This window comes from Thermomonas paludicola (assembly GCF_024498955.1).
In the GTDB taxonomy this organism is placed as follows: domain Bacteria; phylum Pseudomonadota; class Gammaproteobacteria; order Xanthomonadales; family Xanthomonadaceae; genus Thermomonas; species Thermomonas paludicola.
Window position 1 is genome coordinate 1,178,220 of sequence record NZ_CP093311.1, and the last position, 24,637, is coordinate 1,202,856.

Annotated in this window: 26 protein-coding genes; 13 read left to right on the plus strand and 13 right to left on the minus strand. The window is 65.9% G+C overall.

Going from position 1 to position 24,637, the window contains the following annotated elements:
* Positions 1-58: 58 nt before the first annotated feature.
* Positions 59-1,069: an NAD-dependent epimerase gene (locus LIW09_RS05550; RefSeq protein ID WP_256646954.1), complete on the plus strand. Its 1,011-nt coding sequence runs from the start codon at positions 59-61 to the stop codon at positions 1,067-1,069.
* Positions 1,066-2,202 (plus strand): nucleotidyltransferase family protein, encoded by a 1,137-nt coding sequence (locus tag LIW09_RS05555; RefSeq protein ID WP_256646955.1) that lies wholly within the window; start codon positions 1,066-1,068, stop codon positions 2,200-2,202. The genes LIW09_RS05550 and LIW09_RS05555 overlap by 4 nt, the downstream gene beginning before the upstream one ends.
* 12 nt (positions 2,203-2,214) lie before the next feature.
* On the opposite strand, the gene LIW09_RS05560 is transcribed toward LIW09_RS05555, so the two are convergent.
* From LIW09_RS05560 to LIW09_RS05585, 6 genes are all read right to left on the minus strand, one after another.
* Positions 2,215-2,952 carry a phosphoenolpyruvate carboxykinase (ATP) gene (locus LIW09_RS05560; RefSeq protein WP_256646956.1) on the minus strand — a complete coding sequence of 246 codons (738 nt, stop codon included), beginning with the start codon at positions 2,950-2,952 and terminating at the stop codon, positions 2,215-2,217.
* Between the two features lie 147 nt (positions 2,953-3,099).
* On the minus strand, positions 3,100-3,552 hold the full coding sequence (locus tag LIW09_RS05565) for a lasso peptide biosynthesis B2 protein (protein WP_256646957.1): 453 nt from the start codon (positions 3,550-3,552) through the stop codon (positions 3,100-3,102).
* Positions 3,549-3,842 (minus strand): PqqD family protein, encoded by a 294-nt coding sequence (locus LIW09_RS05570; protein ID WP_256646958.1) that lies wholly within the window; start codon positions 3,840-3,842, stop codon positions 3,549-3,551. The genes LIW09_RS05565 and LIW09_RS05570 overlap by 4 nt, the downstream gene beginning before the upstream one ends.
* A gap of 50 nt (positions 3,843-3,892) precedes the next feature.
* Positions 3,893-4,048 (minus strand): lasso RiPP family leader peptide-containing protein, encoded by a 156-nt coding sequence (locus LIW09_RS05575; RefSeq protein ID WP_256646959.1) that lies wholly within the window; start codon positions 4,046-4,048, stop codon positions 3,893-3,895.
* Between the two features lie 47 nt (positions 4,049-4,095).
* Positions 4,096-4,701 carry a hypothetical protein gene (locus LIW09_RS05580; RefSeq protein ID WP_256646960.1) on the minus strand — a complete coding sequence of 202 codons (606 nt, stop codon included), beginning with the start codon at positions 4,699-4,701 and terminating at the stop codon, positions 4,096-4,098.
* A 94-nt stretch (positions 4,702-4,795) separates the two neighbouring features.
* Positions 4,796-5,350, minus strand: a complete 555-nt coding sequence (locus LIW09_RS05585; RefSeq protein WP_256646961.1) for a hypothetical protein — start codon at positions 5,348-5,350, stop codon at positions 4,796-4,798.
* A gap of 276 nt (positions 5,351-5,626) precedes the next feature.
* On the opposite strand from LIW09_RS05585, the gene LIW09_RS05590 reads away from it, so the two are divergent.
* Genes LIW09_RS05590 through LIW09_RS05600 form a run of 3 tightly spaced genes read left to right on the plus strand, consistent with a single transcriptional unit; the run spans position 5,627 to position 10,287 of the window.
* Entirely contained in the window at positions 5,627-7,420 is a 1,794-nt protein-coding gene (locus tag LIW09_RS05590) for an asparagine synthase-related protein (RefSeq protein WP_256646962.1), read from the plus strand.
* Positions 7,421-7,436: 16 nt separating this feature from the next.
* The gene (locus tag LIW09_RS05595) at positions 7,437-9,125 is read left to right on the plus strand and encodes an ABC transporter ATP-binding protein (protein ID WP_256646963.1); all 1,689 of its coding nucleotides are present in this window, start codon (positions 7,437-7,439) and stop codon (positions 9,123-9,125) included.
* A 46-nt stretch (positions 9,126-9,171) separates the two neighbouring features.
* The gene (locus tag LIW09_RS05600) at positions 9,172-10,287 is read left to right on the plus strand and encodes an MraY family glycosyltransferase (protein ID WP_256646964.1); all 1,116 of its coding nucleotides are present in this window, start codon (positions 9,172-9,174) and stop codon (positions 10,285-10,287) included.
* Between the two features lie 78 nt (positions 10,288-10,365).
* Here LIW09_RS05600 and LIW09_RS05605 read toward each other — a convergent pair whose 3' ends face one another.
* Positions 10,366-11,229: a hypothetical protein gene (locus LIW09_RS05605; RefSeq protein ID WP_256646965.1), complete on the minus strand. Its 864-nt coding sequence runs from the start codon at positions 11,227-11,229 to the stop codon at positions 10,366-10,368.
* Positions 11,230-11,360: 131 nt separating this feature from the next.
* On the opposite strand from LIW09_RS05605, the gene LIW09_RS05610 reads away from it, so the two are divergent.
* On the plus strand, positions 11,361-11,489 hold the full coding sequence (locus tag LIW09_RS05610; protein WP_256646966.1) for a hypothetical protein: 129 nt from the start codon (positions 11,361-11,363) through the stop codon (positions 11,487-11,489).
* A 28-nt stretch (positions 11,490-11,517) separates the two neighbouring features.
* Here the strand turns inward: LIW09_RS05610 and LIW09_RS05615 are convergent, their stop codons facing one another.
* Both LIW09_RS05615 and LIW09_RS05620 read right to left on the minus strand, forming a co-directional pair.
* Positions 11,518-12,144 (minus strand): TetR/AcrR family transcriptional regulator, encoded by a 627-nt coding sequence (locus tag LIW09_RS05615; RefSeq protein WP_256646967.1) that lies wholly within the window; start codon positions 12,142-12,144, stop codon positions 11,518-11,520.
* Between the two features lie 12 nt (positions 12,145-12,156).
* Positions 12,157-12,414 (minus strand): acyl-CoA-binding protein, encoded by a 258-nt coding sequence (locus LIW09_RS05620; protein ID WP_256646968.1) that lies wholly within the window; start codon positions 12,412-12,414, stop codon positions 12,157-12,159.
* Positions 12,415-12,559: 145 nt separating this feature from the next.
* Here LIW09_RS05620 and LIW09_RS05625 point away from each other — a divergent pair, with 145 nt between their 5' ends.
* Positions 12,560-14,548 carry an SDR family oxidoreductase gene (locus LIW09_RS05625; RefSeq protein ID WP_256646969.1) on the plus strand — a complete coding sequence of 663 codons (1,989 nt, stop codon included), beginning with the start codon at positions 12,560-12,562 and terminating at the stop codon, positions 14,546-14,548.
* 127 nt (positions 14,549-14,675) lie between these two features.
* Here LIW09_RS05625 and LIW09_RS05630 read toward each other — a convergent pair whose 3' ends face one another.
* The 3 genes from LIW09_RS05630 to LIW09_RS05640 form a co-directional block, all read right to left on the minus strand.
* The gene (locus LIW09_RS05630) at positions 14,676-15,647 is read right to left on the minus strand and encodes a restriction endonuclease (RefSeq protein WP_256646970.1); all 972 of its coding nucleotides are present in this window, start codon (positions 15,645-15,647) and stop codon (positions 14,676-14,678) included.
* Positions 15,648-15,816: 169 nt separating this feature from the next.
* Positions 15,817-16,587, minus strand: coding sequence for a phasin family protein (locus LIW09_RS05635; RefSeq protein WP_256646971.1), 771 nt, complete (start codon positions 16,585-16,587; stop codon positions 15,817-15,819).
* A 74-nt stretch (positions 16,588-16,661) separates the two neighbouring features.
* Positions 16,662-17,909, minus strand: coding sequence for a patatin-like phospholipase family protein (locus LIW09_RS05640; RefSeq protein WP_256646972.1), 1,248 nt, complete (start codon positions 17,907-17,909; stop codon positions 16,662-16,664).
* 86 nt (positions 17,910-17,995) lie between these two features.
* On the opposite strand from LIW09_RS05640, the gene LIW09_RS05645 reads away from it, so the two are divergent.
* Positions 17,996-18,742, plus strand: a complete 747-nt coding sequence (locus LIW09_RS05645) for a DUF8198 family protein (RefSeq protein ID WP_256646973.1) — start codon at positions 17,996-17,998, stop codon at positions 18,740-18,742.
* 9 nt (positions 18,743-18,751) lie between these two features.
* Here the strand turns inward: LIW09_RS05645 and LIW09_RS05650 are convergent, their stop codons facing one another.
* Positions 18,752-19,540 (minus strand): FHA domain-containing protein, encoded by a 789-nt coding sequence (locus tag LIW09_RS05650; protein WP_256646974.1) that lies wholly within the window; start codon positions 19,538-19,540, stop codon positions 18,752-18,754.
* 96 nt (positions 19,541-19,636) lie between these two features.
* Here LIW09_RS05650 and LIW09_RS05655 point away from each other — a divergent pair, with 96 nt between their 5' ends.
* The 5 genes from LIW09_RS05655 (at position 19,637) to aroA (ending at position 24,636) form a co-directional block, all read left to right on the plus strand.
* Complete coding sequence (locus tag LIW09_RS05655; protein ID WP_256646975.1) at positions 19,637-19,909, plus strand: polyhydroxyalkanoic acid system family protein; 273 nt, start codon at positions 19,637-19,639, stop codon at positions 19,907-19,909.
* A 117-nt stretch (positions 19,910-20,026) separates the two neighbouring features.
* Complete coding sequence (gene serC / locus LIW09_RS05660; RefSeq protein ID WP_256646976.1) at positions 20,027-21,112, plus strand: 3-phosphoserine/phosphohydroxythreonine transaminase; 1,086 nt, start codon at positions 20,027-20,029, stop codon at positions 21,110-21,112.
* Positions 21,105-22,229 (plus strand): prephenate dehydratase, encoded by a 1,125-nt coding sequence (pheA, locus tag LIW09_RS05665; RefSeq protein ID WP_256646977.1) that lies wholly within the window; start codon positions 21,105-21,107, stop codon positions 22,227-22,229. The genes serC and pheA overlap by 8 nt, the downstream gene beginning before the upstream one ends.
* Positions 22,226-23,338, plus strand: a complete 1,113-nt coding sequence (gene hisC, locus LIW09_RS05670; protein WP_256646978.1) for a histidinol-phosphate transaminase — start codon at positions 22,226-22,228, stop codon at positions 23,336-23,338. The genes pheA and hisC overlap by 4 nt, the downstream gene beginning before the upstream one ends.
* Positions 23,335-24,636, plus strand: coding sequence for a 3-phosphoshikimate 1-carboxyvinyltransferase (aroA, locus tag LIW09_RS05675; RefSeq protein ID WP_256646979.1), 1,302 nt, complete (start codon positions 23,335-23,337; stop codon positions 24,634-24,636). Before hisC ends, aroA begins: the two co-directional genes overlap by 4 nt.
* Position 24,637: the final 1 nt, after the last annotated feature.

Below are 24,637 nucleotides of genomic sequence, written 5' to 3' on the forward strand. Positions count from 1 at the left end.
CCATGACGTCCTTACACAACCCCAGTCCCGCTGCATTCATTCATGTGGAGGGGCAAGCATGAAGGTGCTGGTGACCGGCACCGCCGGCTTCATCGGGTCGCACGTGGCGCAGGTGCTGCTGGCGCGGGGCGACGAGGTGGTGGGACTCGACAACCTCAACGATTACTACGACGTCAGCCTCAAGCAGGCGCGGCTTGCTCGGCTGCTGGGCAAGCCGGGCTATACCCACATCGCTGCGGATCTGGCCGATCGCGTGGCGGTGGAGCAGGTCTTCACCACCCACAGGCCGCAGCGGGTGGTGAATCTGGCCGCGCAGGCGGGGGTGCGCTATGCGGCGGAGAACCCGCATGTGTACGTGCAGAGCAACGTCACTGGCTTCCTGCACATCCTGGAGGGATGCCGCCACCACGGCGTGCAGCATCTTGTATATGCGTCCACCAGTTCGGTGTACGGCGCGAACCGGGCGATGCCGTTTTCCGAGCATGCGCCGGCCGAGCATCCACTGACCCTGTACGCGGCCACCAAGAAGGCCAACGAGCAGATGGCGCACAGCTACGCGCATCTGTACGGCATTCCGTGCACGGGGCTGCGCTTCTTCACCGTGTATGGGCCATGGGGCCGGCCGGACATGGCGCTATTCCTGTTCACCCGCGCGATCCTGGAAGGCAAGCCGATCCGGGTGTTCAACCACGGCCACCACAAGCGCAGCTTCACCTATGTCGATGACATCGTGGAAGGCATCGTGCGTACGCTGGATCGGGTGCCGGGCAAGGACCCGGACTGGTCGGGCGAGCGCCCGGACCCGGCCACCAGCGGGGTGGCGCCTTACCGCCTCTACAACATCGGCAACGAGCAGCCGGTGGAGCTGCTGCACTACATCGAGGTGCTGGAGGACTGCCTGGGCCGCAAGGCGGTGATGGAGATGCTGCCGCTGCAGCCTGGCGACGTGCCCGACACCGAGGCCGACGTGTCCGACCTGATCGCCAACGTGGGCTATCGCCCCGTGGTGCCGGTGGAAGAAGGGGTGGCGAATTTCGTGCGCTGGTATCGCGGCTATTACGGCGAGTGAGCTCCGTCCAGCCAACCCTTGCCGATCCGACTGTGCGCTGGTGTGCAGATGCGCTGGCCGGTGAGGCATTGGAGCGCCTTGCCGAAGCGATTCCGGGGACTGTTGATGGTCTGTTGCAATGTGCGGAGAAGGAAGGCGTAACAGCCTTGCTGGCGCAGTGTCTGGCGATGGATGCCACTTTGCAGCCCGCCGCTTTGGTGCCCGTGACCGCGGCGCTTCGTGGGCACGCCAAGGCGCTGTCGATGCTGGAATTGTCGCGGCGCGCGCGCGCCAGGCATGTACTGGGTGTGTTGCAGGAAGCCGATATTCCCGTATTGGTTCTCAAGGGAATGGCCCTTGGATACTGGCTGTATCCCAGCCCCGTGCAACGTCCCGGGGTGGACGTGGATCTGCTTTTACCGGACGTTGCTGCAGCAGAGGTTGCCGTTGCTGCGCTTCTGGCGAATGGTTATCGCCTTGCTGACGGCGTCTGGCCAGCGCAATCTTCCGGCTTCGAGGCAACATTGCATTTCGCCTCTCGGCATGATCACGAGGTGGACTTGCATTGGCGCTTGCTCAACCATGCGCGCCTGGCACAGGGATTTGAATTTTCGGAATTGTTGGCCACGGCCGTGCCACTGCCTGCGCTGGCCACTGGCGCATGTGGTTTGGGGCGCGTGCATGCGTTGGCGCATGCCTTGCTGCATCGCGTGGCCAATGCATCATCCGGGCGACAGAACCGCTTGATTTGGCTGTATGACATCCACCTGCTCGCTCGTGCGTGTGTCGCCGCGGATTGGCGCGCATTTCTGGAGCTATGCAAGCAAAAGGCCATCACCCAGCCTTGTCTGGACGGGCTGGCAGCCTGTCACGCGGTATTGCACACGCCGTTGCCGGAAGACTTGCTTGCGACCCTGCATCAGCAGGGGGAAGCAGAGCACTGGCATATCGGTGCGCTCTCGCAGCGGGGCGCGCTGGATCGCGCGCATTGGGCGGCATTGCGGTGGCAGCAACGGTTGCCTTGGATGTGGCGCAAATTATTGCCGCCGCCTTCGTTCATGCGCTATCGCTACGGCGTGCAGGGGTGGCTTGGCTTGATGATCGCCTATGCCCGCCGCCTGTGGGTGGGTGCTTGCCGGGCCCTTGGCGGTTAGGCCCACTGCTGCTTAGCGTGCAATCAGGGCGAGAAGATCGCTTTCTACCTGCGGCAGCCAGTCATAGCGGCGCGGATAATCCAACTGGTAGCTGATGCCGCGTTGCGCCAAAGCTGCGACCTGGTGGAAATGCCGGCGCATGGTGTCTTTGTCGTGCACGTCCAGCAGGAAGGTGTGCTTGACCCACGCCAAGTGCGCTTGCTGGGGCGAGAGTGGGGTAATCGTGACGGACGATGCCGTGCCGTCGCCTAGAAAGAACGCATGCTGCATCGGCACCGGTTGCGTGCATAGCGGCAGCCAGTCCGCGGCGTGGAAGCGTTCCTTGGTGGTGTAACTCACGGCGGGCATCGGTATGGCCTCTACCGAAAGCAGCGCATCGCGACTGTCTTCCCAAAGCCGGATCGAAGGTTGGTTGGGAATGGCCATCAGAGCGCCGTCATCTTCGCGCAGTTCCAGCCCGTCATCGGTCAAAAGCGGATGACCACGTCGGGCCAGAAACGTGGCCAACGTGGACTTGCCGCGCCCGCTTTCGCCCAGAAAGGCGATTGCAGCGCCGTGCATTGACAAGGCACTCGCGTGGAAAACCGCGCGATGTTGCAGACTCAGGGCGGCTGGCAGTACTTGGTTCGCAAACAGGTGCTGGGCGGTGGGGGTATCGATGCCATCCACCGGATAGCCATCAATCATTCCACTGACGCGAACGATGAAATCGGCCATGCCGGGAAAGCGCATGCGATAGGCGTCGCCCACGCGATGCACCACGCACCACGGGCTGCCGTCCGGAAGTATCCATTGGTGCAGGGGCGCAGTGGTATCCACGGGCTGTGGCGCTGCGGCGTGCAGATGCAATTGGGGGCGGGGGAAAGTCTGCGTGGTCATGCGGGCTGGTTGTGACGGTTAGCGCGGAGTGCTGCCGGTGGATGTTGGGAATTCGTCATGCGCCAGCGTCGGTTCGCCCAGCGCAATGCCATCCAATGAGACCCAGGCATGCATGTCCGGCATTGCGCCTTGCCGGCGCACCCCCAGCTTGAGGGCTGGGGACAAGCCTTGGCGGCGCAATAATCCATACACCATCAAGGCTTGCCGCAGGCAGGTGGCATGCACCAGCCCGTGCCGACCTGCCAGCGCAGCCGCGCGGGCCAGTTGCTGCCCGTAGGCGATATCCGCAGCGGTGGGCGCGCGCAGTACGGTTGCGTGGCTCCAGCGATCCACCCAGGCGAGTGTGCGCCGGTAACCCAGTGCGCGCAGGCTGGCCGAGATCACCGGCAACCCAGCGCAGAACATCCAGAATTGACGGCGCATGTCAGGCGGCAATTGCCGCCATTGCCGCAGGCGTTGCGTCGGGTTCATTCCACCGTGATCAGGCCGACATCACGCAGCTGATCGATCAATGCACGCAGGTCTTGTTCGATACGCTCGGGTGGGGCATCAAATTCGGAACACAAGACACGACACACTTCGGAAAGCGATGATGTGTGCTCCAGTAACTGCCAAATTCGTGTGCCGACCTTGTTCAGACCGAAATAACGCTCGCCGGCAAGGTCCAGCAAGACCGCTTCACCACCGGAATCCTGAGCAAGCACATGCCCGGCAGGCTTGACGTGGATAGCAAATTCAGTGGTGGCTGAGGATGGTCTCATGTTGGGGCATACCAACGCACGCCAGGCTGAGGGCCTGGCGTGCGTTCGGGTTAAACGTGTTTGCTCGGCAACGGAGCCCCACCTTCCGGCTGACTGCCGCTACCGGCCAAGGTCAGGTCGGAAAGCGTGCCGAAGCAGACCAGCGCGGGGGCTTCGTACGGGCCCTGCGTCTGGGTGGATGACGTGGTGGGAATGGCGTCGTTCATGTCGGTGAGCCCCTGATGAATGCAATGGACGAAATAGTGTCTGGGAATCAGTAGAAATACAACAGTAACTTGGTAGAACCGTTGGCGACGGGGACAACGATAGTGCGGGAGCGTTGCAGCATTTTTCCACCAGCTGCCAGCAGGTAGTTGCCTGCCCAATCCTGTGCCTGGCCAGGATCGGCAAACGTGGCGCTGACCACGCAGCGGCGTCCACGACAGGATGACTGTGTGTCGGATGGCTGAGACCCGCTTGTGGACATGGCACCGAAAGCGGACTCCAGCCACTGACCTTGCTGGCTTTCCAGCCCGGGCAAGGAGGGCTCCTGCTGCATCAGCCGATTCATGTCAGCGGCGACCTTGGTCGGATTGCCACCGTTGCGCTGGGACAGGCGCTGCACCAGTTGCTCTGGCGTCAGCTTGGTGACCGCAAGGCCCCGCGCCATACTCGGGCTGATCACGGCAGTGGGATAGCCAGTGGCCGTGTCGTCGGACGAAGGTGCGTGTAAAAGTGACGATTCGTCCCGTAGCCGCTGGGTCGTTTCAATGGCGTCCAGCCTTGCGGACATGCGGAAATACAGTGCCGCATTTGCAGCCAAGGCCAGAACGACCGCAAGCACAAGCAAGCCAGACGAACGCGTTGGATTGCTCAGCATGCGAACGAAAATCCTTGTTTGTCGAAAGTCACGCGAAGCCGGGTGACAACACCCGGGCTTCGCTCCAGCAAGCCGCCAGACTGGTGAACCTGGATCAGACCGGGTTGAATGTCTGTTCTTCGTAAGTCAGCAGCCAGTCGTTCAGCTCGGTCTTGGGGGGCAGCTTGCAGCGAATATTTACAGGCGCGAGGAATCGAGTTCCGGGATCGGGTACGAAACTGACAACGCCTTGGGAAAGGCCATTAGGAAGGTTGACAGTTTTGGTAACCCCGGTTCCGTTGGGATCGCCAGCATAGCTGGTGGTCATGGTGCAGGTGATGGCGGTGTTGTCGCCACGAATTTCGGAGCGCCGCACCCAGAGCCATGAGCCCGTGACGACGCCACCACTGATTGCATCGGCAAAGGCATCAGTAATGAGGTTACAGACGACGTCAGCGGATACGGTGTCATTAATGTTTTTCAGGCGAGAGCCGTTTCGAAGCAGCTTCGAGTCATTATTCTGATCGACGCCATGGCAGCTGCCACCGGCATTCTGATAATACGATCGCGTGGCAGTTTGGGCGGTTGCCGGCGCTGTGTACATCAGCCCGCATGCCAATGCCAACGCGCCCAAGACTGTGGTTTTTGTCAAGCAATTTGAACTGCTCATGGATGTTCCCTTCGGTTGGATACGCCTGAATAGTGAGCATGGGTGCGCGGCATTGCCGAGCGATGGTAAGCGCGCACGCACGCAGCTTGAAGACTGCAGCCCGCTTTGGGGTAACTGTATAGAATCGCTGAGCCTGGGAGTCAAGCGGAATTCGCCGCAGCATCGGATTGCTACAGGTCGACGAGGGCGCGGATGCGGGGATTGGTGGGGATGTTCCAATGGGACGATGGGCCGGCGACGCGCGGGTTTGCACCCGGCCTGGCAGCAGGGATGGCCATGCGGCAGTGGCGTTCCCCCGATGCCAGCCTGACGCTGGCGGCGTGGGGCGATCCGCATCCAGCTTGCGAGATCGGCTGGCATGTCGATGACGTGGCCGGGTTGGTGGTGGTGGCCGATTGCACGCTGTACGACCGGGAGCGGCTGGCGGCGGCGTTGGGGGTGTCGCCTTGGACTGGCAGCTCGGCCGGGTTGCTGTTGCAGGCCTGGCTGCGCTGGGGCGATGCCATGCTGGAGCGGCTGGACGGAGATTTTGCGTTCGTCATCTGCGATCTGCGTGCGCGCAAGCTGGTGGCTGCGGTGGATCCGATGGGCATGCGTCCGTTGTTCTACCGGCATGAGCCGGGGCGCCGTTTCGCGTTTGCCACCTCGCAGGAGGTGCTGGCCGTGCAGGTGGGGCTGGACCCGCGCATCCCCGAGCAGCGCCTGCTGGAGCCGCTGTTCAATGCCGAGCAGCTGGCGCATTTTGAGCCTGAAATTCCCGGACTCCAGCGTCTTCAGGCGGCTCATGTTTGCAACGCGAATGCCGCAGGTTTGCATCTGGAACAGTGGTGGAGGCCGGGGGAGAGCAGACCTGGCCTGGCCGAAAGTGATGTGAATGGCTGGGTAGAAGGCCTGCATTGGCAGCTTTCGGAAGCCGTACGCAAGCGCCTGGCCGATGGGGTGAATGCCGGGCTGACCTTCAGCGGCGGGTTGGATTCGTCTGCCATCTTGGCGCTGGCGTGCGGCAGCGGGGCGCCGCAGCGGCTCACGGCGTATTCGGTACTGGATCGCGGCAATCCGGGGTGCCCGGAAACCCGGGCCATCGACCAGATGCTGGCAGCCACCGGCGCGGCGTCGGTGCGGATCGACGTGGTCGCCATGCAGGCTGAAGCGGCGCTGGCGCGCGCGGCCGTGGCGCGGGCGCCGCGCTTCGTGTCGGGTCGCAACGGGTTCCTGCCGCTGTTTGACCAGATGGCGTGCGAGAGTGGCGTGGACGTGATGATGAACGGCATCGATGCCGATGCGATGTTCCATTACGAAGGACTGGTGGAGCGCATGGTGCTGGACGGTCGGTATCGGGACATGTTGCGCGATGCGCGCAAGTTGGATCGCCTGGCCGGCGGTGCATGGATGGTGCCCGATCTGCGCCGTGCGCGGCTCACGGCGCGCTTGCCGTGGCCGTTGCGCGCGGGCATCCGCCGCGTGCGCGGCAGGTTGGGCGAGTCGGAATCGCTGCATGCCGCGTTGCTGCGTGATGATGCGGCAGCCCGGCTGGACTTGCGCGGACGCCTCCGCGCGCACCGCCGCCTGGTCAGCTCGCCTGCCCCGCCGGCGCGAACAGTGCCCTCCGCCGGGCTGGTCAATCCATACACACTGGACGGCATCGGCCGGTTCCAGCAGCGCTCGCGCCACTTCGGCGTGGAAATGCGCTGCCCGTTCCTGGATCGGGCACTGATTGATTTTTCGGCGTGGATTCCGCTGGAGCTGCGCATGCGCCATGGCCGGCTGAAGTGGATTTTGCGCAAGGCGATGAGCCCGCTGCTGCCGCATTCGGTGGCCTGGCGCGGCGACAAATTCCATCCCGGCTCGCATTTCGACCGGGTGATGCTGCAGCCGGTGCTGGAACAGGCGGTGCGCGATTTTCGCGGCAGCGGCCCGGCAATTGCGCCGTATGTCGATCGCGATCGCTTTTTGCAGGCAGCGGCGCGCTGGCAAGCCGGCGCCATCGAGGCCGTTTGGGAGTTGAAAATGCTGCTGTTGCTGGAACACTGGCTGCAGCACAACCGCGACAAGGTGGCGTGGGCATGTTGAGCAGGGCTGGCGGGCAATGACATTGCCTCGCGCAAGCGGATCGGGTTGGTGGCGGGCGTGGCTGCGTCCGCATGCGCCTGCGCTGTTGCTGGCGCTTGGGTTGATGCTGGCGCAGAGCACTGCCACCTTGGTGCAGCCGTGGTTGGGCGGGTTGTTGACCGACCGGCTGGTGCAGGCGCAGGGGTTTGTCGCGCTGCTGTGGGGCCTGTTCGGGCTGATTGCCGCACAGGCGCTGCTGGGCTATGCCACGGCGTTGCAGCTGCGCAAGGTGTCCGGGCGGCTGGTGGCCGATGCCGGGGCGTCCCTGTATGCCCATTTGCAGGCGCTGCCGCTGGCATGGCACCAGCAGCGCCAGCGTGGCGATGTGTTGGCGCTGCTGATCGGGGACATTCATCGGCTTGGCGATTATCTGACCGGCACGTTGGTGCCGCTGCTGCCGCTGGCGCTGACCTTCGCGGGTGCGCTGCTGATGATGTTGCATCTGGCGCCGGCCATCGCGCTGGCGGTGGCGTTGCTGGTGCCACTGCTGTTCGTGCTGTTGAAGCTGGTGGGGCGTCGATTGCGCCCGCTGGGACGGGCATCGATGCAGGCCTGGGCCGACCAGTCGGCGCTGGCCGGGCAAAACCTGGAGTTGCTGCCGGTCATCAAGGCGTTCGCCACCGATGCCACCGAGGCGCGCCGCTACCGCGACGGCGCGGAGCGGCTGTATGCCGCGGATTTCAAACAGGCGCGCTGGCAGGGAGCGATCCTGCCGCTGGTGCAGGTGGCGGGTGCGGCGGTGGTGCTGCTGCTGTTGGGCGTGGCTGGGCGCGACATCGTCGGCGGTGAGCTGCGGATCGGCCAGCTGGTCAGCCTGTTTTTGTACGGGCTGGTGTTGATCAATCCGGTCAGCCAGCTTGCCAATGTCTATGGCCTTACCCAGAGCGCGCGCGGCGCCATGCTGCGCTTGTCCGAGGCGCTGGCGGCGGCACCGGAGGCCGACGATGGGGCGCTGGACGTGCTTCCGCGCAACGGCGACCTGGAATTCGAGGGCGTGCATTTTTCCTATCCGGGACGTGCGCCGCTGTTCGCCGGCTTCAGTCTCGGCATCCGTGCCGGCGAGACGGTGGCGATTACCGGCCCCAACGGCGCCGGCAAGAGCACGCTGGCGCATCTGCTGCTGCGGCTGCTGGAGCCGCAGCAGGGTCGAATTACCGTCGGGGGCGCGGATTTGCGCGCGTTTCGGCTGACCGCGCTGCGCGAGCAGATCGGGCTGGTCTCGCAGCAGGTGATGTTGTTCAACGCATCGGTGCGGGAAAACATTGCCTATGGGCGCGCGTGCGCGAGCGACTTGGATATTGAACGCGCGGCCCGCGCGGCGCGTGCGCACGACTTCATCGCGGCGTTGCCGGAGGGCTATGCCACCCGCGTAGGCGACCAAGGGGTGAAACTGTCGGGTGGGCAGAAGCAGCGCATCGCGCTGGCGCGTGCGCTGCTGAAGGATCCGCCGATCCTGATCCTCGATGAGGCCACCGCCATGTTCGATCCCGCCGGCGAGTTGGAGTTCATCGCTGAATGCCACGAGGCATTGAAGGCGCGCACCGTGCTTCTGATCACCCATCGTCCCGCCAGCCTGGCGCTGGCGGACCGGGTGCTGCGGCTGGAACACGGCGACGTTCAGGAAATGCACGCCGTCAAGGGCGCAAAGTCGCCGGCAAGCCCTTAGAATCCTGCCCACAGGGTCTGGACTACAGGATTCGACAAGGATACGGATGTTGGTGAAACTCGACGGATTCGACTACGTAGCGGCGTTGCTGGCGCTGGCCATCACCTCGGCGGCGCTGTGGCTGTTGCAGCCGGTGGCGATGCGCCTGAACCTGCTGGATCATCCGCAGGGACGCAAGGATCACGCCCAGCCCACTGCAGTGACTGGTGGCATCGCGATCTTCATCGGGGTCGTGGCAGCATTCCAGGGTGTGCAGACCGGCTCGCCGCGGTTGCAGGCGTTCAGCATCGCGGCCTTGCTGGTGGTTGCGGTAGGGCTGTGGGACGACCTGCGCGATCTGCGCTGGTACTGGCGCATCGTGGCGCAGTCGGTGGCGGCGCTGGTGCTCATTTATTGGGGGGGCGTGCGGGTGGAGCAGATCGGCCCGGTGTTCGGGCTTGGGTCGCTGTCGCTGGGCTGGCTGGCGGTGCCGTTCACCGTGTTCGCCACGGTCGGCATCATCAACGCCATGAACATGGTGGATGGCGCCGACGGCATGGCTGGCCTGCTGGGACTGGCTGCGCTGGCGATGATGATGGCTGCGGCGATCTATGCCGGCAACGTGCAGCTGGCCGAGCGCTTGTCGGTGCTCTGCGGGGCGCTGACCGGTTTCCTGGCCTGGAACATGCGCCTGCCGTGGCGACCCCGGGCCAAGGTGTTTTTGGGCAATGCCGGCAGCGCGCTGCTGGGCTTGGTCATCGCCTGGGTGAGTTTTCGCCTGACCCAGCAACCGGGGCATCCGGTCAACCCGGTCCTGGCCCTCTGGCTGGTGCCGGTGCCGATGGCCGATTGCCTGGTGGTGAGCGCGCGGCGCTTGCGGCAGGGGCGGTCGCCTTTCGCGGCCGGGCGCGACCATGTCCACCACATCATGCAGGATGCCGGTTTCGGCCCCACCCGCGCAGCCTTGCACCTGACCTGGTTCAGCCTGCTCTGCGGGCTTGTCGTCGCGCTGGTGATCCGCACGCATCGGGTTCCGTATCCGCTGCTGTTGGCGGCGTTCGTGCTGCTGTGCGTGGGCTGGTATGCGCTGACCTGCAAGCGTGAGCGCGCGGTGGCGTTTTTCCGCCGCCTGCGTTGCGCCCGGCCAGCATCCATGGTGGTCGAGGAGCCGACAACGCCCTAGTGGCGGGGCGGCGCGTGCTGGTTGTGCGCTGGCCGGGGATGCCGACAGGCCGCAGCACGCGGCGCATGCCTGTTGCGGCTATTCCAGCTGGCTGCGCGCGTAGGCGGCGTCCAGCGCTTCCATCGCATCCAGCGGTTTGCACTGGGATGCTTTTTCATAGGCATCGGCAGCCGCATCTTCGTTGCGGGCTTCGTCCAGCAACAGCAGGACATTGCCGTGTTCGATGTGGGCAATCGGTGATGCCGGGGTCAGCTTCAGTGCCTCGCGGATGTGCTTGTCGGCTTCGCCGGCCTTGGCGCCGTAGGTCAAGCCGCCAATCATCGCGCCGATCTTGTTGATGATCTCGGCGTGGTACACCGCCAGTGCGGTATGCGCCTCGGCGTGCTTGGGCGCCAGTTTCAAGGTGGTGTCCAGCGCGCTGCGGACCTTGCCGGCAATGCCCATTTTCAGTGCCTTGGCAATCGACAGCCCCTGGCTGTAGCGGCCCAGCGCAAAGGCGTGGCGGTAATGGCTGTTGGCTTCCCCCGGCAATGCCTGCATGGCGGCTTCGGCCAGCGCGGCGGCCCGCTCGAAGCGTTTCAGTTTTTCGTCATCGTCATCGACCAGATAGGTGGCGTGAATGCCGATGGCCTTGACCGCCACCGAGGCACCGACGGCGCCAAGCGCTTCGCCGGCGTCGAATGCGCTCTTGAAGTCGCCGCGATGGAAGGCGCGCCAGGCATCCTGCAGCGCGCCCGCAAGCGTCTCGGCATCAAGCCTGGGTGCCGACTTGCCGGCGGCCTTCAGCAATGCGGCGGCGTGTTTGGCATCGGGAAAGGGCTCGCAGTCGCCGGCATGCAGCTTGGGCCATGCCTTCTTCAGCGCATCGCCTGCGTAGGCGAAGGCCTTGGCGTCGTGCGGGTAGGCGGCCCAGGTCGAGGCGGCGGATTTTTTGACGGCCATGCAGATCACCCGAGATTGATGCAGAAGGCCAGCATCCCGCCATGCGCGTGATCTGGCAAGAGCCGGCGCTAGTGTGATTGCTCAAGCCGGACGCCGCACGCTGGCGCACAGCGCATCCAGGAAAAATGGCCATGGCCAAGCCCCGCCAGTCCAAACCGAACGCCTGCAAGCGCGCGCTGGATCCCACGCCGCGTCACCTGTGGCTGGCCGTGCTGGGTGTATTGGCCGCCGCCCGCCGGCGGCTGCTGCGCGGGCGATAGGACGCGGTTTGCTTGGTCTCGACGCCTGTCAGTCGAGGTAGGCGCGGGTGAGGGTGTTGAGGTGCACGCGCTCGGCGTCGCGCAGGAACGGCGCGATCAGCATCATCACCTGCACGATGCCATCGCGGATCGAGGCGCGTTCGTCCTTGTCGCCACGGGCCGAGGCGTAGTTCATCCAGAACGTGGCGATCACCAGGATATTGGTGGCCGCAGCGTCCACCTCGCTGGCGGAGGCGCGCATCACCCCGGCCTGCACCAATCCGCGCATCACCGTGTGCGCCTGTTCGTCGGCGCGCTTGAGGATGCGCGCGAAGCGCATGCGCAGGCGACGGTTGCGGCTGAGGATGTCCACCAGGTCGCGATACAGGAAACGGAAATCCCAGATGCACTCGAACACCAGGTGCAGTTGCAGCCAGACGTCTTCCAGCCCCGGCAGGCGGCCTTCCGGCGCGGCCAGCGCAGCATCCATGCGCTGCTCGTAGCCGGCGAACAGCTGTTCGATGATGTCGTCCTTGTTGCGGAAGTGGTAGTACAGGTTGCCGGGGCTGATTTCCAGCTCGTCGGCGATGTGGTTGGTGGTGACATTCGGCTCGCCCTGTGCGTTGAACATCATGAGCGAAGCATCGAGGATGCGCTGCCGGGTCTGGCGGGCCATGGCGGTTGCCGCTCAGGCGCCGAGTTTCTTGACCAGGTCGATGTAGTGCTGCATCGCCTGCGTTTGCGCGGTGCCCTTGAGCTTCGCCCAGGCTTCGTATTTCGCGGTGCCGACGAAGTCGAAGAAGCCCGGCTTGGGGCCGCTGACGTCGCCTTCGGAGCCTTGCTTGTAAAGCGCGTACAGGCGCAACAGGGTGTCATTGTCGGGGCGCTGGGCCAGTGAATGCACATCCTTGCCGGCTTGTTCGAACAGGGCTTTCAGGTCGGACACGGGCAATCCCCTTGCTATGAGGCAGTCATCTCACCATGCGCTTCCGTGGGGGTCAATACGGCAGGGAATTGTGGTGTGCTTCGGGCTCTGGCAACGTAGCGCCCTGGGGCGCACGATGCGCGGGTCTGGTCTGGAGAGGTATGCAATGAGCTATTTCGTCACGGGTGGCACGGGGTTCATTGGCCGCTTCCTCATCGACAACCTGCTCAAGCGCAAGGGCACGGTGCATGTGCTGGTGCGCAAGACGTCGAAAAAGAAATTCGACGCCTTGGTCAAGGCGCGCGGTTGGGATCCGGGGCGCGTGGTCGCGGTGATGGGCGACATGACTGCGTCCGACTGCGGGCTGGGCGCCGTGCAACTGCGCGCGCTTGCGGGCAAGGTCCAGCATTTTTTCCATCTGGCCGCGATCTACGACTTGGCGGCCAGCGCCGAAAGCCAGCAGGAAGCCAATATCGGAGGCACGCGCCATGCCTTGGATCTGGCTGCCGCGTTGAAGGTGAAGTGCTTCCATCACGCCAGTTCGATTGCCGCCGCGGGGATGTATCCGGGTGTGTTCCGCGAAGACATGTTCGACGAAGCGGAGGGCCTGGATGATCCCTATCTGCGCACCAAACACGAGTCCGAAGGGTTGGTGCGCGCGGAGAAACGGGTCAAGTGGCGGATCTACCGCCCCGGCATGGTGGTGGGCCATTCCAGGACCGGCGAAATCGACAAGATCGATGGGCCTTACTACTTCTTCACCTTCCTCAAGAAGCTGCGGCAGATGCTGCCGCCGTGGATGCCGACGCTGGGTATCGAAGGCGGGCGCATCAACATCGTGCCGGTGGATTTCGTGGCCGATGCGATGGATCACATCGCGCACAAGCCCAAGCTGGATGGCCATTGCTTCCACCTCACCGATCCCGAGCCGATGCGCGTGGGCGAGGTGCTCAACACGTTTGCGCGCGCCGGGCATGCGCCGGAAATGACGCTGCGGCTGGACGCGCGCATGTTCGCCTTCGTCCCCGGCAGCGTGCGCATGGCGGTGGGCAGCCTGCCGCCGGTCAAGCGCTTCGTGGGCATGCTGTTGCGCGATTTCCGGATCCCGAAGGGGGTGCTGAAGTTCATCGTGTATCCCACCCGGTTCGACAATCGCGAAGCCGAGCGCGCCCTGAAAGGCAGCGGCATCGCGGTGCCGCGTCTGGACGACTATGCGTGGCGGCTGTGGGATTACTGGGAGCGCCATCTGGATCCGGACTTGTTCGTGGACCACAGCCTGAAAGGCAAGGTCAAGGGCAAGGTGGTGGTGATCACCGGCGGTTCCTCGGGGATTGGTTTGGCCACCGCGCAGCGCGTGGCCGAGGCAGGGGGCACCACGATTCTCATCGCGCGTGGCGAGGAAGAGTTGTTCAAGGCGCGCGATGCGATGAAGAAAGCCGGCGGCAAGGTGTTTGCGTACACCGCCGACCTGGCCGACCTGGCCGATTGCGATCGCTTGATCGCCACGATCCTCAAGGAGCACGGTCACGTTGATGTGTTGATCAACAATGCCGGTCGCTCGATTCGTCGCTCGATCGAGCTCAGCTACGATCGTTTCCACGACTTCGAACGCACCATGCAGCTGAACTACTTCGGCAGCCTGCGCCTGATCATGGGCTTCATGCCGGGCATGGTGGAACGCCGGCGTGGCCACATCATCAACATCAGTTCGATCGGCGTGCTGGCGAATTCGCCGCGGTTCTCGGCCTACGTGGCCAGCAAGGCGGCGCTGGACGCGTTCAGCCGCTGCGCGCAGGGCGAGCTGTCCGGCAAGGGCATCAGCTTCACCACCATCAACATGCCGCTGGTGAAGACGCCGATGATCGCGCCCACCAAGATGTACGACAGCGTGCCGACCCTGACGCCAGACGAAGCCGCCGATCTGGTGGTGAAGGGCATCATCGAGAAGCCAAGCAGGATCGCGACGCGGCTGGGCATCTTCGCGGCGTTGATCAATGCGGTGGCGCCGAAGGCCTACGAGGTGGTGATGAGTACCGCGTTCGAGCTGTTCCCTGATTCAGCGGCGGCCAAGGGCGACAGGAATGCGCTACGCGATGAGACCCCCAGCCAGGAGCAGATCGCGTTTGCCGCGCTGATGCGCGGCGTGCATTGGTAGCGCTGCGGCAAGGGAATGCGCGCAACAGGCATCTTCGCGCCCGCGCAGATGCCGCGGGCTTGGCCTTGGCGCAACGGATGGCCGCTTGCGCCAATGGCGCGCACGGCTTGGCGCCAAGTTCAGAAGATCAGTACGTGCGGCACTGCTTGAAGCGAACCGGCTTGCTGCTGCCGGCAGGTGGCTGCAGTTGCACGCGCGAGGACGCCAGTTCCGGGTAGCGTTCCAGCAGCGGGCACAGTTCGTTGATGGGGTCGGCGTCTTCCGAGCTCAGATAGACCAGCAGCGTGGATTGCGTGGACCAGATCGCGCGGCTCACGCCGAACAGCGTGGCGATGGCGTTGGCGGTTTCCCGGCGGCGCTGTTCCAGTGCCGCCGGGTCGGTGGGGATGATGCTGTCCGGGTCGGCCTTGGCGGCGCTGGGCTTGCTTGTGGCGCTTGCGGCCTTGGGCGACGGCGGCGGCATGTCGGCCGTGTCGTTGACTGGAACCAAGCTGGTGGCCAGCATCCATGCCAGGAATCCCGCTACGGCGGCGCCGCCCCAAGCCAGTGCCAGCCGCTTTGATTCGATGCGCGCCGTTTCCGGTGCTTGCGACGCTGCTTCGCCAGCGGGATAGGCAACGTAGGGACGCACTTCCGGCCACAGCGACTCGCCGTCAATCAGCTCGATTCCTTGCTGCTGGGCGATGCGCGCGGCTTCCTCGTCGAAGCGCCCGGGGGTCACCACGATGACGCGCTCGGTGCCGCGCAGGGTGGCCGATTTTGCCAAACCCAGCAGTGCCGCCGCGCCAACCACCGACGCACTGCCGTACTTGCACGACAGCAGGGTCAATTCGCCGTCGCGCTCCAGCAGGATGTCGCTGCCGTCGGTGGGGATGCCGTCGGAGGGCAGGCCGTCCTCCACCACCGGGTGGAAGCCGCGGCCATGCATGGCTTGCAGGACCAGCTTGGCGAAATCCCGCCAGCGCAGCTTGCTGAGTTGCTCGGCGCTGCGGGCGCGCATTTCAGCAGGCTGCCGCGCTGCGTGGCTCTGGCGCAGCCAATGCGTCAGGCCCAGCCCAAGCAGGACGAATACGAACAGGGCGATCAGGACAGGGAGCATGCGATGAGTCGGTGTTGGACGCGAAGGGCGCAACTATACCGGCTGATACGTCGATACACGCGCAAGCAGGCCACCGTGCGTGCAGGAATGCCCGCCAGCCCGGCGGATCACTGGGGAGGGAGCGCGAAGCGGCTCGGGCTGGCGGGGCTTGGAACGTCTGCTGCCAGGATCAGGCGATGTCGGCTGCAGGCTTGGTTTCGGTGGCCGTGGCTTCGACAGGCTTGGCGGCACGCTTGACCGGCTTGCGCACGGGCTTGGCCGGCTTGGCTGCGACGGGCTTGGCTGCGACGGGCTTGGCTGCGACGGGCTTGGCGACTTTGGCGGGCTTGGCCGGCTTGGCAACCTTGCTGGCCGCCTTGCGCGCAGGCTTGGCCACCTTCGGCGCCGGCTTGGCTGCCTTGGGTGCGGCGTTTGCGGGCTTCGTCGCTTTCGTCGCTTTCTTTGCCTTTGTCGCCTTTGTCGCCTTCGGCGCTGCGCCATCGGAGTTGCGCAACACGCTGATCAGGCGCTCGACGCGCTGGGTCAGCGCGCTGAGATCGTCGCGGCCGGGGACGCCCAGCTTGGTCAGCGCACGCTGCACGCGATCTTCAAACACTTTTTCCAGCTTGTCCCACGTATCGGCAGCGCGTTCGCGTGCCTGGCCCACCTGGCCTTCCATCGCGTCGCGCACCACGCCCGCACGGCTGCCGGCGAACTTGCGCGCGGTCTGCTCCAGCGACAGGCCATCGCGGACCAGCGTTTCGAACAGCTTGCTGCCTTCCGACTGCGCGCGATTGAATGCGCCCATGCCGGCCAGCCAGATCTGCTGCGCGGATTCGCTGATCGACTTGGCCGAAAGCGTTGCCTGCGGCTTTGCGCGACCTGCGGTCTTGCGTGCGCCGGGCTTGCTGGCAGGCTTGGCGGTGGTCTTCTTGATCGCGGACTTCTTGAGCTTGGCCATGCTGGTTTCCCCGCGCCGCAACGACGCATGATTGAAGTGGATTGACGTGAGAATGGTGGCGATGTCTAGAGCATTCACACCATCGGCCGGCCCAGCCGATGCTCGATGTCGTCCAGTGCCCGCGCCAGCTGCGCGGTGGTGTGGGTGCTGCGCGCCGATTTGGGCAGATGCGCGATGATCGAGCGCGGGCGATCGGCGATCACGTCGTCGCGCAGGGTGATGCCATGCCGCGCCAGCACGGGTTCAAGCACGCTGCGGCGCTTGCGCAGGTCATCCAGCGTGTTGCGGTAGCCCAACTGGGTGACCCGGCGACGCGCGGAGAAGCTGAAAATGTTGGTGTAGAACAGCTCGCGGTTGGTCGCATTGGGTTCGAAGACCACCTGGTCGATGTCCGGGTACTGCTGCGGATAGCGCGCCAACCCCACCTGCATGCGCGACTGCAACATGGTGCGCAGTGTTTGCGAGAGGACGCCGGGCAGGCCGCCTTCGGTGATCCTGCGGTCGTTGTAGCGATGCGTCTGCGACTGTTCCTGACTGTCGTCGCCGGGGTTGAACGGCACCAGCGGGTTGATGCCCAGCATCAGGTCGATGTCGCGGTCCAGTACCACCGAGGCGTGCATGGTGCGGCGCAGGGCGCCATCGACGAAGTGCCTGCCGCGCAGTTCCACCGGGGGATACAGGCCGGGCAGGGCGGCACTGGCCTGCACCGCCCGCGAGATCGGCACGTCATCCCAGCCGGTATCGCCGAAGCGCACGGCCTCGCCACTGTCCAGATCCACGCCGATCACGAACAGCGGGCGTTCCAGTTGGCGAAAATCGTTGCTGCGCCCGCGCCGGCTGAAGACATCGCGAAGGAATCGCTCCACCGGCGCGTTGTCGAACAGGCCGGTGGGTACCAGGCTGCCTGCGCGATTCACCACATCCGACCAACGCGAGTCGCCGCGCCCCGACCACAGGTCGCGCGCCAGCTGCGCGGCCAGTCGCGGTGCCGCAGCGGCGCGGCGCAGGTATTCGCCCAGTGCCGGGCGCAGGAATGTCTCGGGGCGGAATTGCACGTCGTTGCTGTCGCCGGTGATGAAAATGCGGCACAGCTCGGCGGTGTCCATGCGGTTGGCAAGGCCGGCGGCGAAGAAGGCGCCCGAGCTGACCCCCACGTAGCAATCCAGGCGGCTGAGGTCGAGGCCATCGCAGGCCTCGTCGAGCGCGCGCAGTGCGCCAAGCTCATACATCGCACCGACCGGCCCGCCGCCGGCGATTGCCAGCCCGATGCGCGGCTGGCCCGGTCGGGCCGATGGGTTGCGTGCGGTGTGCAGTGACAGCATGCGGGGCTCCGGGACGGCGTGCGCCGAGTGTAGCGAAGCGAACTGGAGTATTGCGTCAATGTGCCGCCAACCGCGACACTGGTCACATGCCCACGCGGCCCGATCTCCATGCGCAGCTTGCGCGCCGGTTGAGCGTTCACCAGCGACTGTTTGATCCGCGGATCGAACCGCGCAATCGCCTGCGTTGGCTGAAGCGGCTGCAGTCCTGGCAAGTGCAGCGGCTGCAGCGCAGTTTTGCCTCCTTCCTGCAAGACCCGGCGCGGCGTTCGGCGGCGCGTTTTTTCCTGACTGATGTCTATGGCGACCAGGATTTTCGCCAGCGTGACGCCGATATCGTGCGAGTCATCCCGCGGATGCAGCGGTTGTTGCCGGCGCCGCTGCTGGGCACGCTGGCCAGCGGCATCGAGCTGGCGGCGCTGAGCCACGCGTTTGACCTGCGCATGGCGCAGGCGCTGCAACTGCTGGCAACGCCGGAGGCAAGCCTGGATACCGCGCTGTATGCGCAGGCCTATCGCAGGGTGGGGCATCCCCGCCTGCGGGCGCGCCAGATCGCGCTGATCGGCGAGGTGGGGCAGGGCCTGGCTGCGGCGCTGCGGGTGCCGGGCGTGGGCAGCTTGCTCAAGCTGTCGCGGCTGCCGGCGCGAGCGGCGGGGCTGGGCGAATTGCAGTCGTTTCTGGAGCGCGGGTTTGCCGCGTTCGCGGAACTGGACGACGCCAGCGCCTTTCTGGACGAAATCCGTCGCAACGAGTCCACGGTGATGCGGCGCTTGTTCGCCGATGCGCCGGATCCATTCGGGGTTGGGGACGCCCCGCGCGCGCAGGGCCGGGCCTGATCGCGACGCTCAGCGCGCGCCGAACAGCAGCAGCGCCGACAGCGCGGCTGCCAGCAGCAACGCGCTCACCAGCAGCCACGGCACGCGCTGGGCCCAGCCGCGATGCGGTGGCGTGGGCGGCGCGTCGGCGTACGCATGCTGTGGCCCGGTACGCGGGCAAGGCGGAAGCGCAAGTGAGGCGGGCGGGCCTTCCAATACGAAGCGATGCTGCACCCCAAAGGTGAGCTGGTCGCCGCCATGCAGCACGCCCTGGCGCTGCGGCAGGCCATTCACCAGCACGTCGGCGTTGGCATGACGCAGCACCGCCTGGCCATTGGCAACCTCGATCAATGCGTGCTCTGCGGCTATCCCCTGGCCTTCGATGTGCAGGTCGGCGTTTGTGGCACTGCCAATCCGGCGCGGCACCTCCAGGCTCATGCTGCGGCCGTGATGGGGCCCGCCGACGCCGCGCAGCACCAGCCGCAGGCTGCCGGCCGGGTCGCGCGCGGACGCGGCCGGCAGCGCCGGGCGCTCGCCACTGGCGGTGAGCAGCAACTCGCTGCCTTCGACGTGGATGCGGTCGCCCGCGCGCAGCAGCGCCACCTGCAAGACCGGGCGGCCGTTGACGTGCACGCCGCGCAGGCCCTCGGCGACGGTCATCCAGATGCCGCGGCGGTCATTGCACAACTGCAGCAGCCAGGGTGCATCGGCCGGCACCAATCCCAATCCGTCAGGCCGCCGCCCCAGCGCGTGCACGCCGGTGTCCAGAGGCAATTCGGGTCGGGATTCGTCGCAGAAGCGCAAAGACAGATCGTTCATCGCCGTGCAATCTAGCATGCGCAAGGCGCTTTGCAGGTTGTTCGCCGGCGGCTGCAGGCGGCAGAATGCAGTACCGTCCACTACCGCCCCATTTCCATGTCCCGCATCGATATCCGGCATCCGCATTCCCTGCCCAAGGCACAGGCCCGCAAGGCGGTGGACGACGTCGCCAGGAAGCTGGAAGAACGCTTCCAGCTCGACTGCGGCTGGGAGGGCGACATCCTGAATTTCTCGCGCTCCGGCATCGATGGCCATATCGCGCTGAGTGACGATGATCTGCACGTCTCGGCCAAGCTGGGCTTCCTGGCGGCGATGTTCAAGGAACCCATCGAGGCCGAGATCCGGCGCGTGCTGAAAGAGAAGTTCTGAGGCGTCAAACCGCTTCTGCCGTGATGCCAATGGGTCATGGAAAGTTTCTGCGGAAACCGCAAACGCAACCGTGTTGCGCTGCGGCATACTGCGGGAATCCTTCCTTGGAGTCGTCCGATGACGCGTGCCTACAACTTCAGCCCAGGCCCCGCGATGTTGCCGGAGCCGGTGTTGCGTCAGGCGCAGGCCGAGATGCTGGAGTTTCGCGACACCGGCGCTTCCATTCTGGAAATCAGCCATCGCGGCGCGGATTTCCTGGACGTCGCGCGGCAGGCCGAAGCCGATTTGCGCACGTTGCTGTCAATTCCCGACGACTACGCCGTGATCTTCGCGTCGGGCGGCGCCACCACGGTGCAGGCGCTGCTGCCGCTGAACTTCGCCGCGCCTGGCCAGGCCTGCGACTACGTGGTCAGCGGCCACTGGGGCAAGACCGCGATCAGGCAGGCGGCGCATTGCGTGGAGGCGCGCGTTGCGGCCAGCAGTGAAGTCGGCGGGTTTCGCGACGTGCCGCCCCGTTCGGACTGGCAGCTTTCGCCGGATGCCGCCTATGTGCACGTGACTGCCAACGAGACCATCCACGGCGTGGAGCTGCGCGATATCCCGCAGGTCGGTGGCGTGCCGCTGATAGCCGACTTCAGTTCGTCCATCGCGTCGGAGCCGCTGGATATTTCCCGCTTTGCCGCGGTCTATGCCGGCGCGCAGAAAAACCTCGGCCCGGTGGGCATTACCGTGCTGATCGTGCGACGTGAGCTGCTGCAGCGCACTGGCCAGCCGCGTGCGCCGATTTTCGACTATGGCGCCCAGGCCAAGGCCGACTCGATGCTCAACACGCCGCCCAGCTGGAACTGGTACCTGCTGGGCCTGACCGTGCGCTGGATGCTGGACGAGGGTGGCGTGGCCGAATTCGGTCGCCGTAGCGCGCGCAAGGCGGCGCTGTTGTATGCCGCCATCGATGGTTCCGGGGGCTTCTACCGCAACGAGGTGGCGCCGGCCGCGCGCTCGCGCATGAACGTGCCGTTTTTCCTGCACGACCCGGCGCTGGACGCGGCGTTCCTCGCCCAGGCCAGACAGGCGGGTTTGGTGGCGCTGAAGGGCCACCGCGTGTTGGGCGGCATGCGTGCGTCGCTGTACAACGCGATGCCCGAAGCCGGCGTGCAGGCATTGGCCGAGTTCATGCGGGAGTTCCAGCGCAGCCATGGCTAGGAAAACCGGCAAGACGACGGACAAGCAGCAGCCTTCCGGCAAGCCCGACCTGGCCGCAGTCCGCGCGCAAATCGACGGCATCGACCAGCAGATCCAGACCTTGATCGCCGAGCGCGCCAACTGGGCGCATCAGGTCGGCAAGGCGAAGGGCAAGCTGGCGGCGGCGGTGGACTATTACCGCCCCGAGCGCGAAGCGCAGGTGCTGCGGCGGGTGGTGGATCGCAATGACGGCCCGCTGTCCAATGAAGAGCTGGTGCGCCTGTTCCGCGAAATCATGTCGGCCTGCCTGGCCCAGCAGGAGCCGCTGAAAATCGGTTACCTGGGGCCGGAGGGCACCTTCAGCCAGCAGGCGGTGTTCAAGCATTTTGGCCACTCCGCGCTTGGCCTGTCGCTGGCCAGCATCGAAGAGGTATTCGAGGATGTGGCTGCCGGCAATGCCGACTTTGGCGTGGTGCCGGTGGAGAATTCCGGGCAGGGCACCATCCAGGTCACGCTGGATCTGTTCCTGACCTCGCCGCTGCGCATTTGCGGCGAGGTGGAGCTGCGCGTGCACCAGCATTTGCTGTCGCGTGGTGGCCGGATCGAGGACGTGCAACGGGTGTTCGGCCATCCGCAGGCGCTGGCGCAGTGCAGTGGCTGGTTGCGCAAGAACCTGCCGGCGGTCGAGAAGGTCCCGGTGTCCAGCAATGCCGAAGGTGCACGGCGTGCGCGCAGTTCGGACGATGCAGCCGCCATCGCCGGCGAGACCGCAGCCCTGGTCTATGGCCTGAAGCGCATCGCCGGGCCGATCGAGGACCGCAGCGACAACACCACCCGCTTCCTGGTCATCGGCCGGCAGCCGTTTCCGCCATCCGGCAACGACCGCACCTCGCTGCTGGTATTCATCCGCGACCGTCCCGGCGCGCTGTATGGCGTGCTGGAGCCGCTGGCGCGGCGCGGCATCAGCATGAACCGGATCGAGTCGCGGCCTGAACATGGCCATAAGTGGCAATACGCGTTCTTCATCGACGTGGCCGGTCATTGCGACGAATCGCCGCTGAAAGATGCGCTGGACGAGATTGCCGGGCAAGGTGATGCAGTGCGCGTGCTGGGCTCCTATCCGGTGGCGATTGCATGATCGATTTCGGGGCATTGGCGCAGTCGGGAATTCGCGCGCTGCGCGCTTACGACCCGGGCCATGATCTGGTGGCGCTGCGCTGTCACGCGGATCGTGCGCTGCTGGAACTGGGCTCCAACGAGAATTCCCGCGGCGCCAGCCCGCGCGCACGGCAGGCGATCGTGGATGCGCTGGGCAGCATGCACGTGTATCCCGATCCGTTGGGCGGCGAGCTCAAGCGTGCGTTGGCTGGCGCCCACGGCATTGATGCGTCCAGCATCCTGCTGGGCAATGGCTCGCACGAGTTGTTGATGCAGTTCGCGCAGGTGTTCTCGGGCGCTGGCGATGAGGTGGTGGTCTCGCAGTATGGGTTTGCCGTGTATGCGCTGGCGGCGCAGGCGGCGGGTGCAACGCTGCGGCGCGCGCCCGCGCTGCCGCGCGACCATGCCGCGCCGCGCGGGCATGACCTGGATGCCTTGCGCGCTGCCATCGGCCCGCGCACGCGGCTGGTGTATCTGGCCAACCCCAACAACCCCACCGGCACCTGGTACGCCGGCGCGGCGTTCACGGCCTTCCTGGCAAGCGTGCCGGAGCACGTCCTGGTGGTGGTCGATGAAGCCTATGCGGAATTCGTCGATGCACCGGAGTACGCCAGCGCATTGCCGCTGTTGGCGCGGCATCCCAACTTGGTGGTCACCCGCACCTTCAGCAAGGCCTACGCCTTGGCCGGGCTGCGGGTGGGCTATGCGGTCGCGCATCCGCAGTTGATCGCGGTGATGGAGCGCGTGCGCGAGAGTTTCAACGTCAATGCGTTGGGACTGGCTGCTGCGCAAGCGGCGCTGGCCGACAGCGACCACCTGCGGGCGTCGGTGGCAGCCAACCGCGAGCAGCGCGGGGCATTGGCGTCCGCGCTGCGCCAACGCGGCCTTGCCGTGTCGCCGTCGCAGGCCAATTTCCTGCTGGTCGACTTTGGCGATGACACCGCGCGCGTCGAGGCGGCGCTGGTGGCGCAGGGCGTCATCCTGCGGCCGATGGGCGGCTACGGGCTGGGTGATTGCCTGCGCATCACGGTGGGCACCGGCGCGGAAAACGCACGCCTGCTGGCGGCGCTGGACGAGGTGATGGCATGAGCACGCTGGATTGGCGCGCGCGCGCGGGCACGCCGCTGCGCGGCACGTTGTCGATGCCGGGCGACAAATCGGTGTCACATCGTGCGGTGATGTTTGCCGCGCTGGCCGACGGCGTGTCGCAGATCGACGGCTTCCTGGAAGGCGAGGACACCCGCGCCACCGCGGCGATTTTTGCGCAACTTGGCGTGCGCATCGAAACACCCTCGCCCTCGCGGCGGGTCGTGCACGGCGTGGGCATCGACGGCCTGCGGGCGCCGGACGGACCGCTGGACTGCGGCAATGCCGGCACCGGCATGCGCCTGCTGGCGGGCCTGCTGGCGGCGCAGCGCTTCGACAGCGTGCTGGTGGGTGACGCCTCGCTGAGCCGGCGGCCGATGCGGCGGGTGACCGTGCCGCTGGTGGCGATGGGCGCGCGCATCGAGACCGGGCAGGGCGGCGTGCCGCCGCTGCGCATCCACGGCGGGCAGTCCCTTGTCGGCATCGAGCACACGCTGGAGGTCGCCAGCGCGCAAGTGAAATCCGCGCTGCTGCTGGCGGGTTTGTACGCGCACGGCGAGACCGTGGTGCGCGAGCCGCACCCCACCCGCGACTACACCGAACGCATGCTGGCGGCGTTCGGCGTGGCGATCGACTACCGGCCCGGCGACGCGCGGCTGCGCGGCGGCCAGCGCCTGCGCGCCACCGACGTGGCGGTGCCGGCGGATTTTTCCTCGGCGGCGTTCTTTCTGGTCGCGGCCAGCATTGTCCCGGGCTCCGAGCTGTGCCTGAAGGCGGTGGGTTTGAATCCGCGCCGCACCGGCTTGCTGCAGGCGCTGCGCATGATGGGCGCGGATATCACCGAAGCATGCGGCGGCATGCACGGTGGCGAGCCGGTCGCGGACCTGGTGGTTCGGCATGCGCCATTGCGCGGGATCGAGGTGCCGGAAGCGCTGGTGCCGGACATGATCGACGAGTTCCCGGCGCTGTTCGTGGCCGCTGCCTGCGCGGATGGCCCCACCGTGGTGCGCGGCGCGGCCGAGTTGCGGGTCAAGGAATCCGACCGCTTGGGCGTGATGGCGGCGGGCCTGCGCACGCTGGGGCTGCGGGTGGATGAAACGCCGGATGGCGCCACCATTCACCCGGGTGCACTGGCCGGCGGCGAGATCACCAGCCAGCACGACCACCGCATTGCGATGGCATTTTCGGTAGCCGCGCAGCGCGCCACTGGCGAGGTGCTGATCCGCGACGTGGACACCGTGGCGACCTCGTTCCCGGGCTTTGCGGAGCTGGCGCGTGCGGCGGGGTTCGGGTTGGATTGAA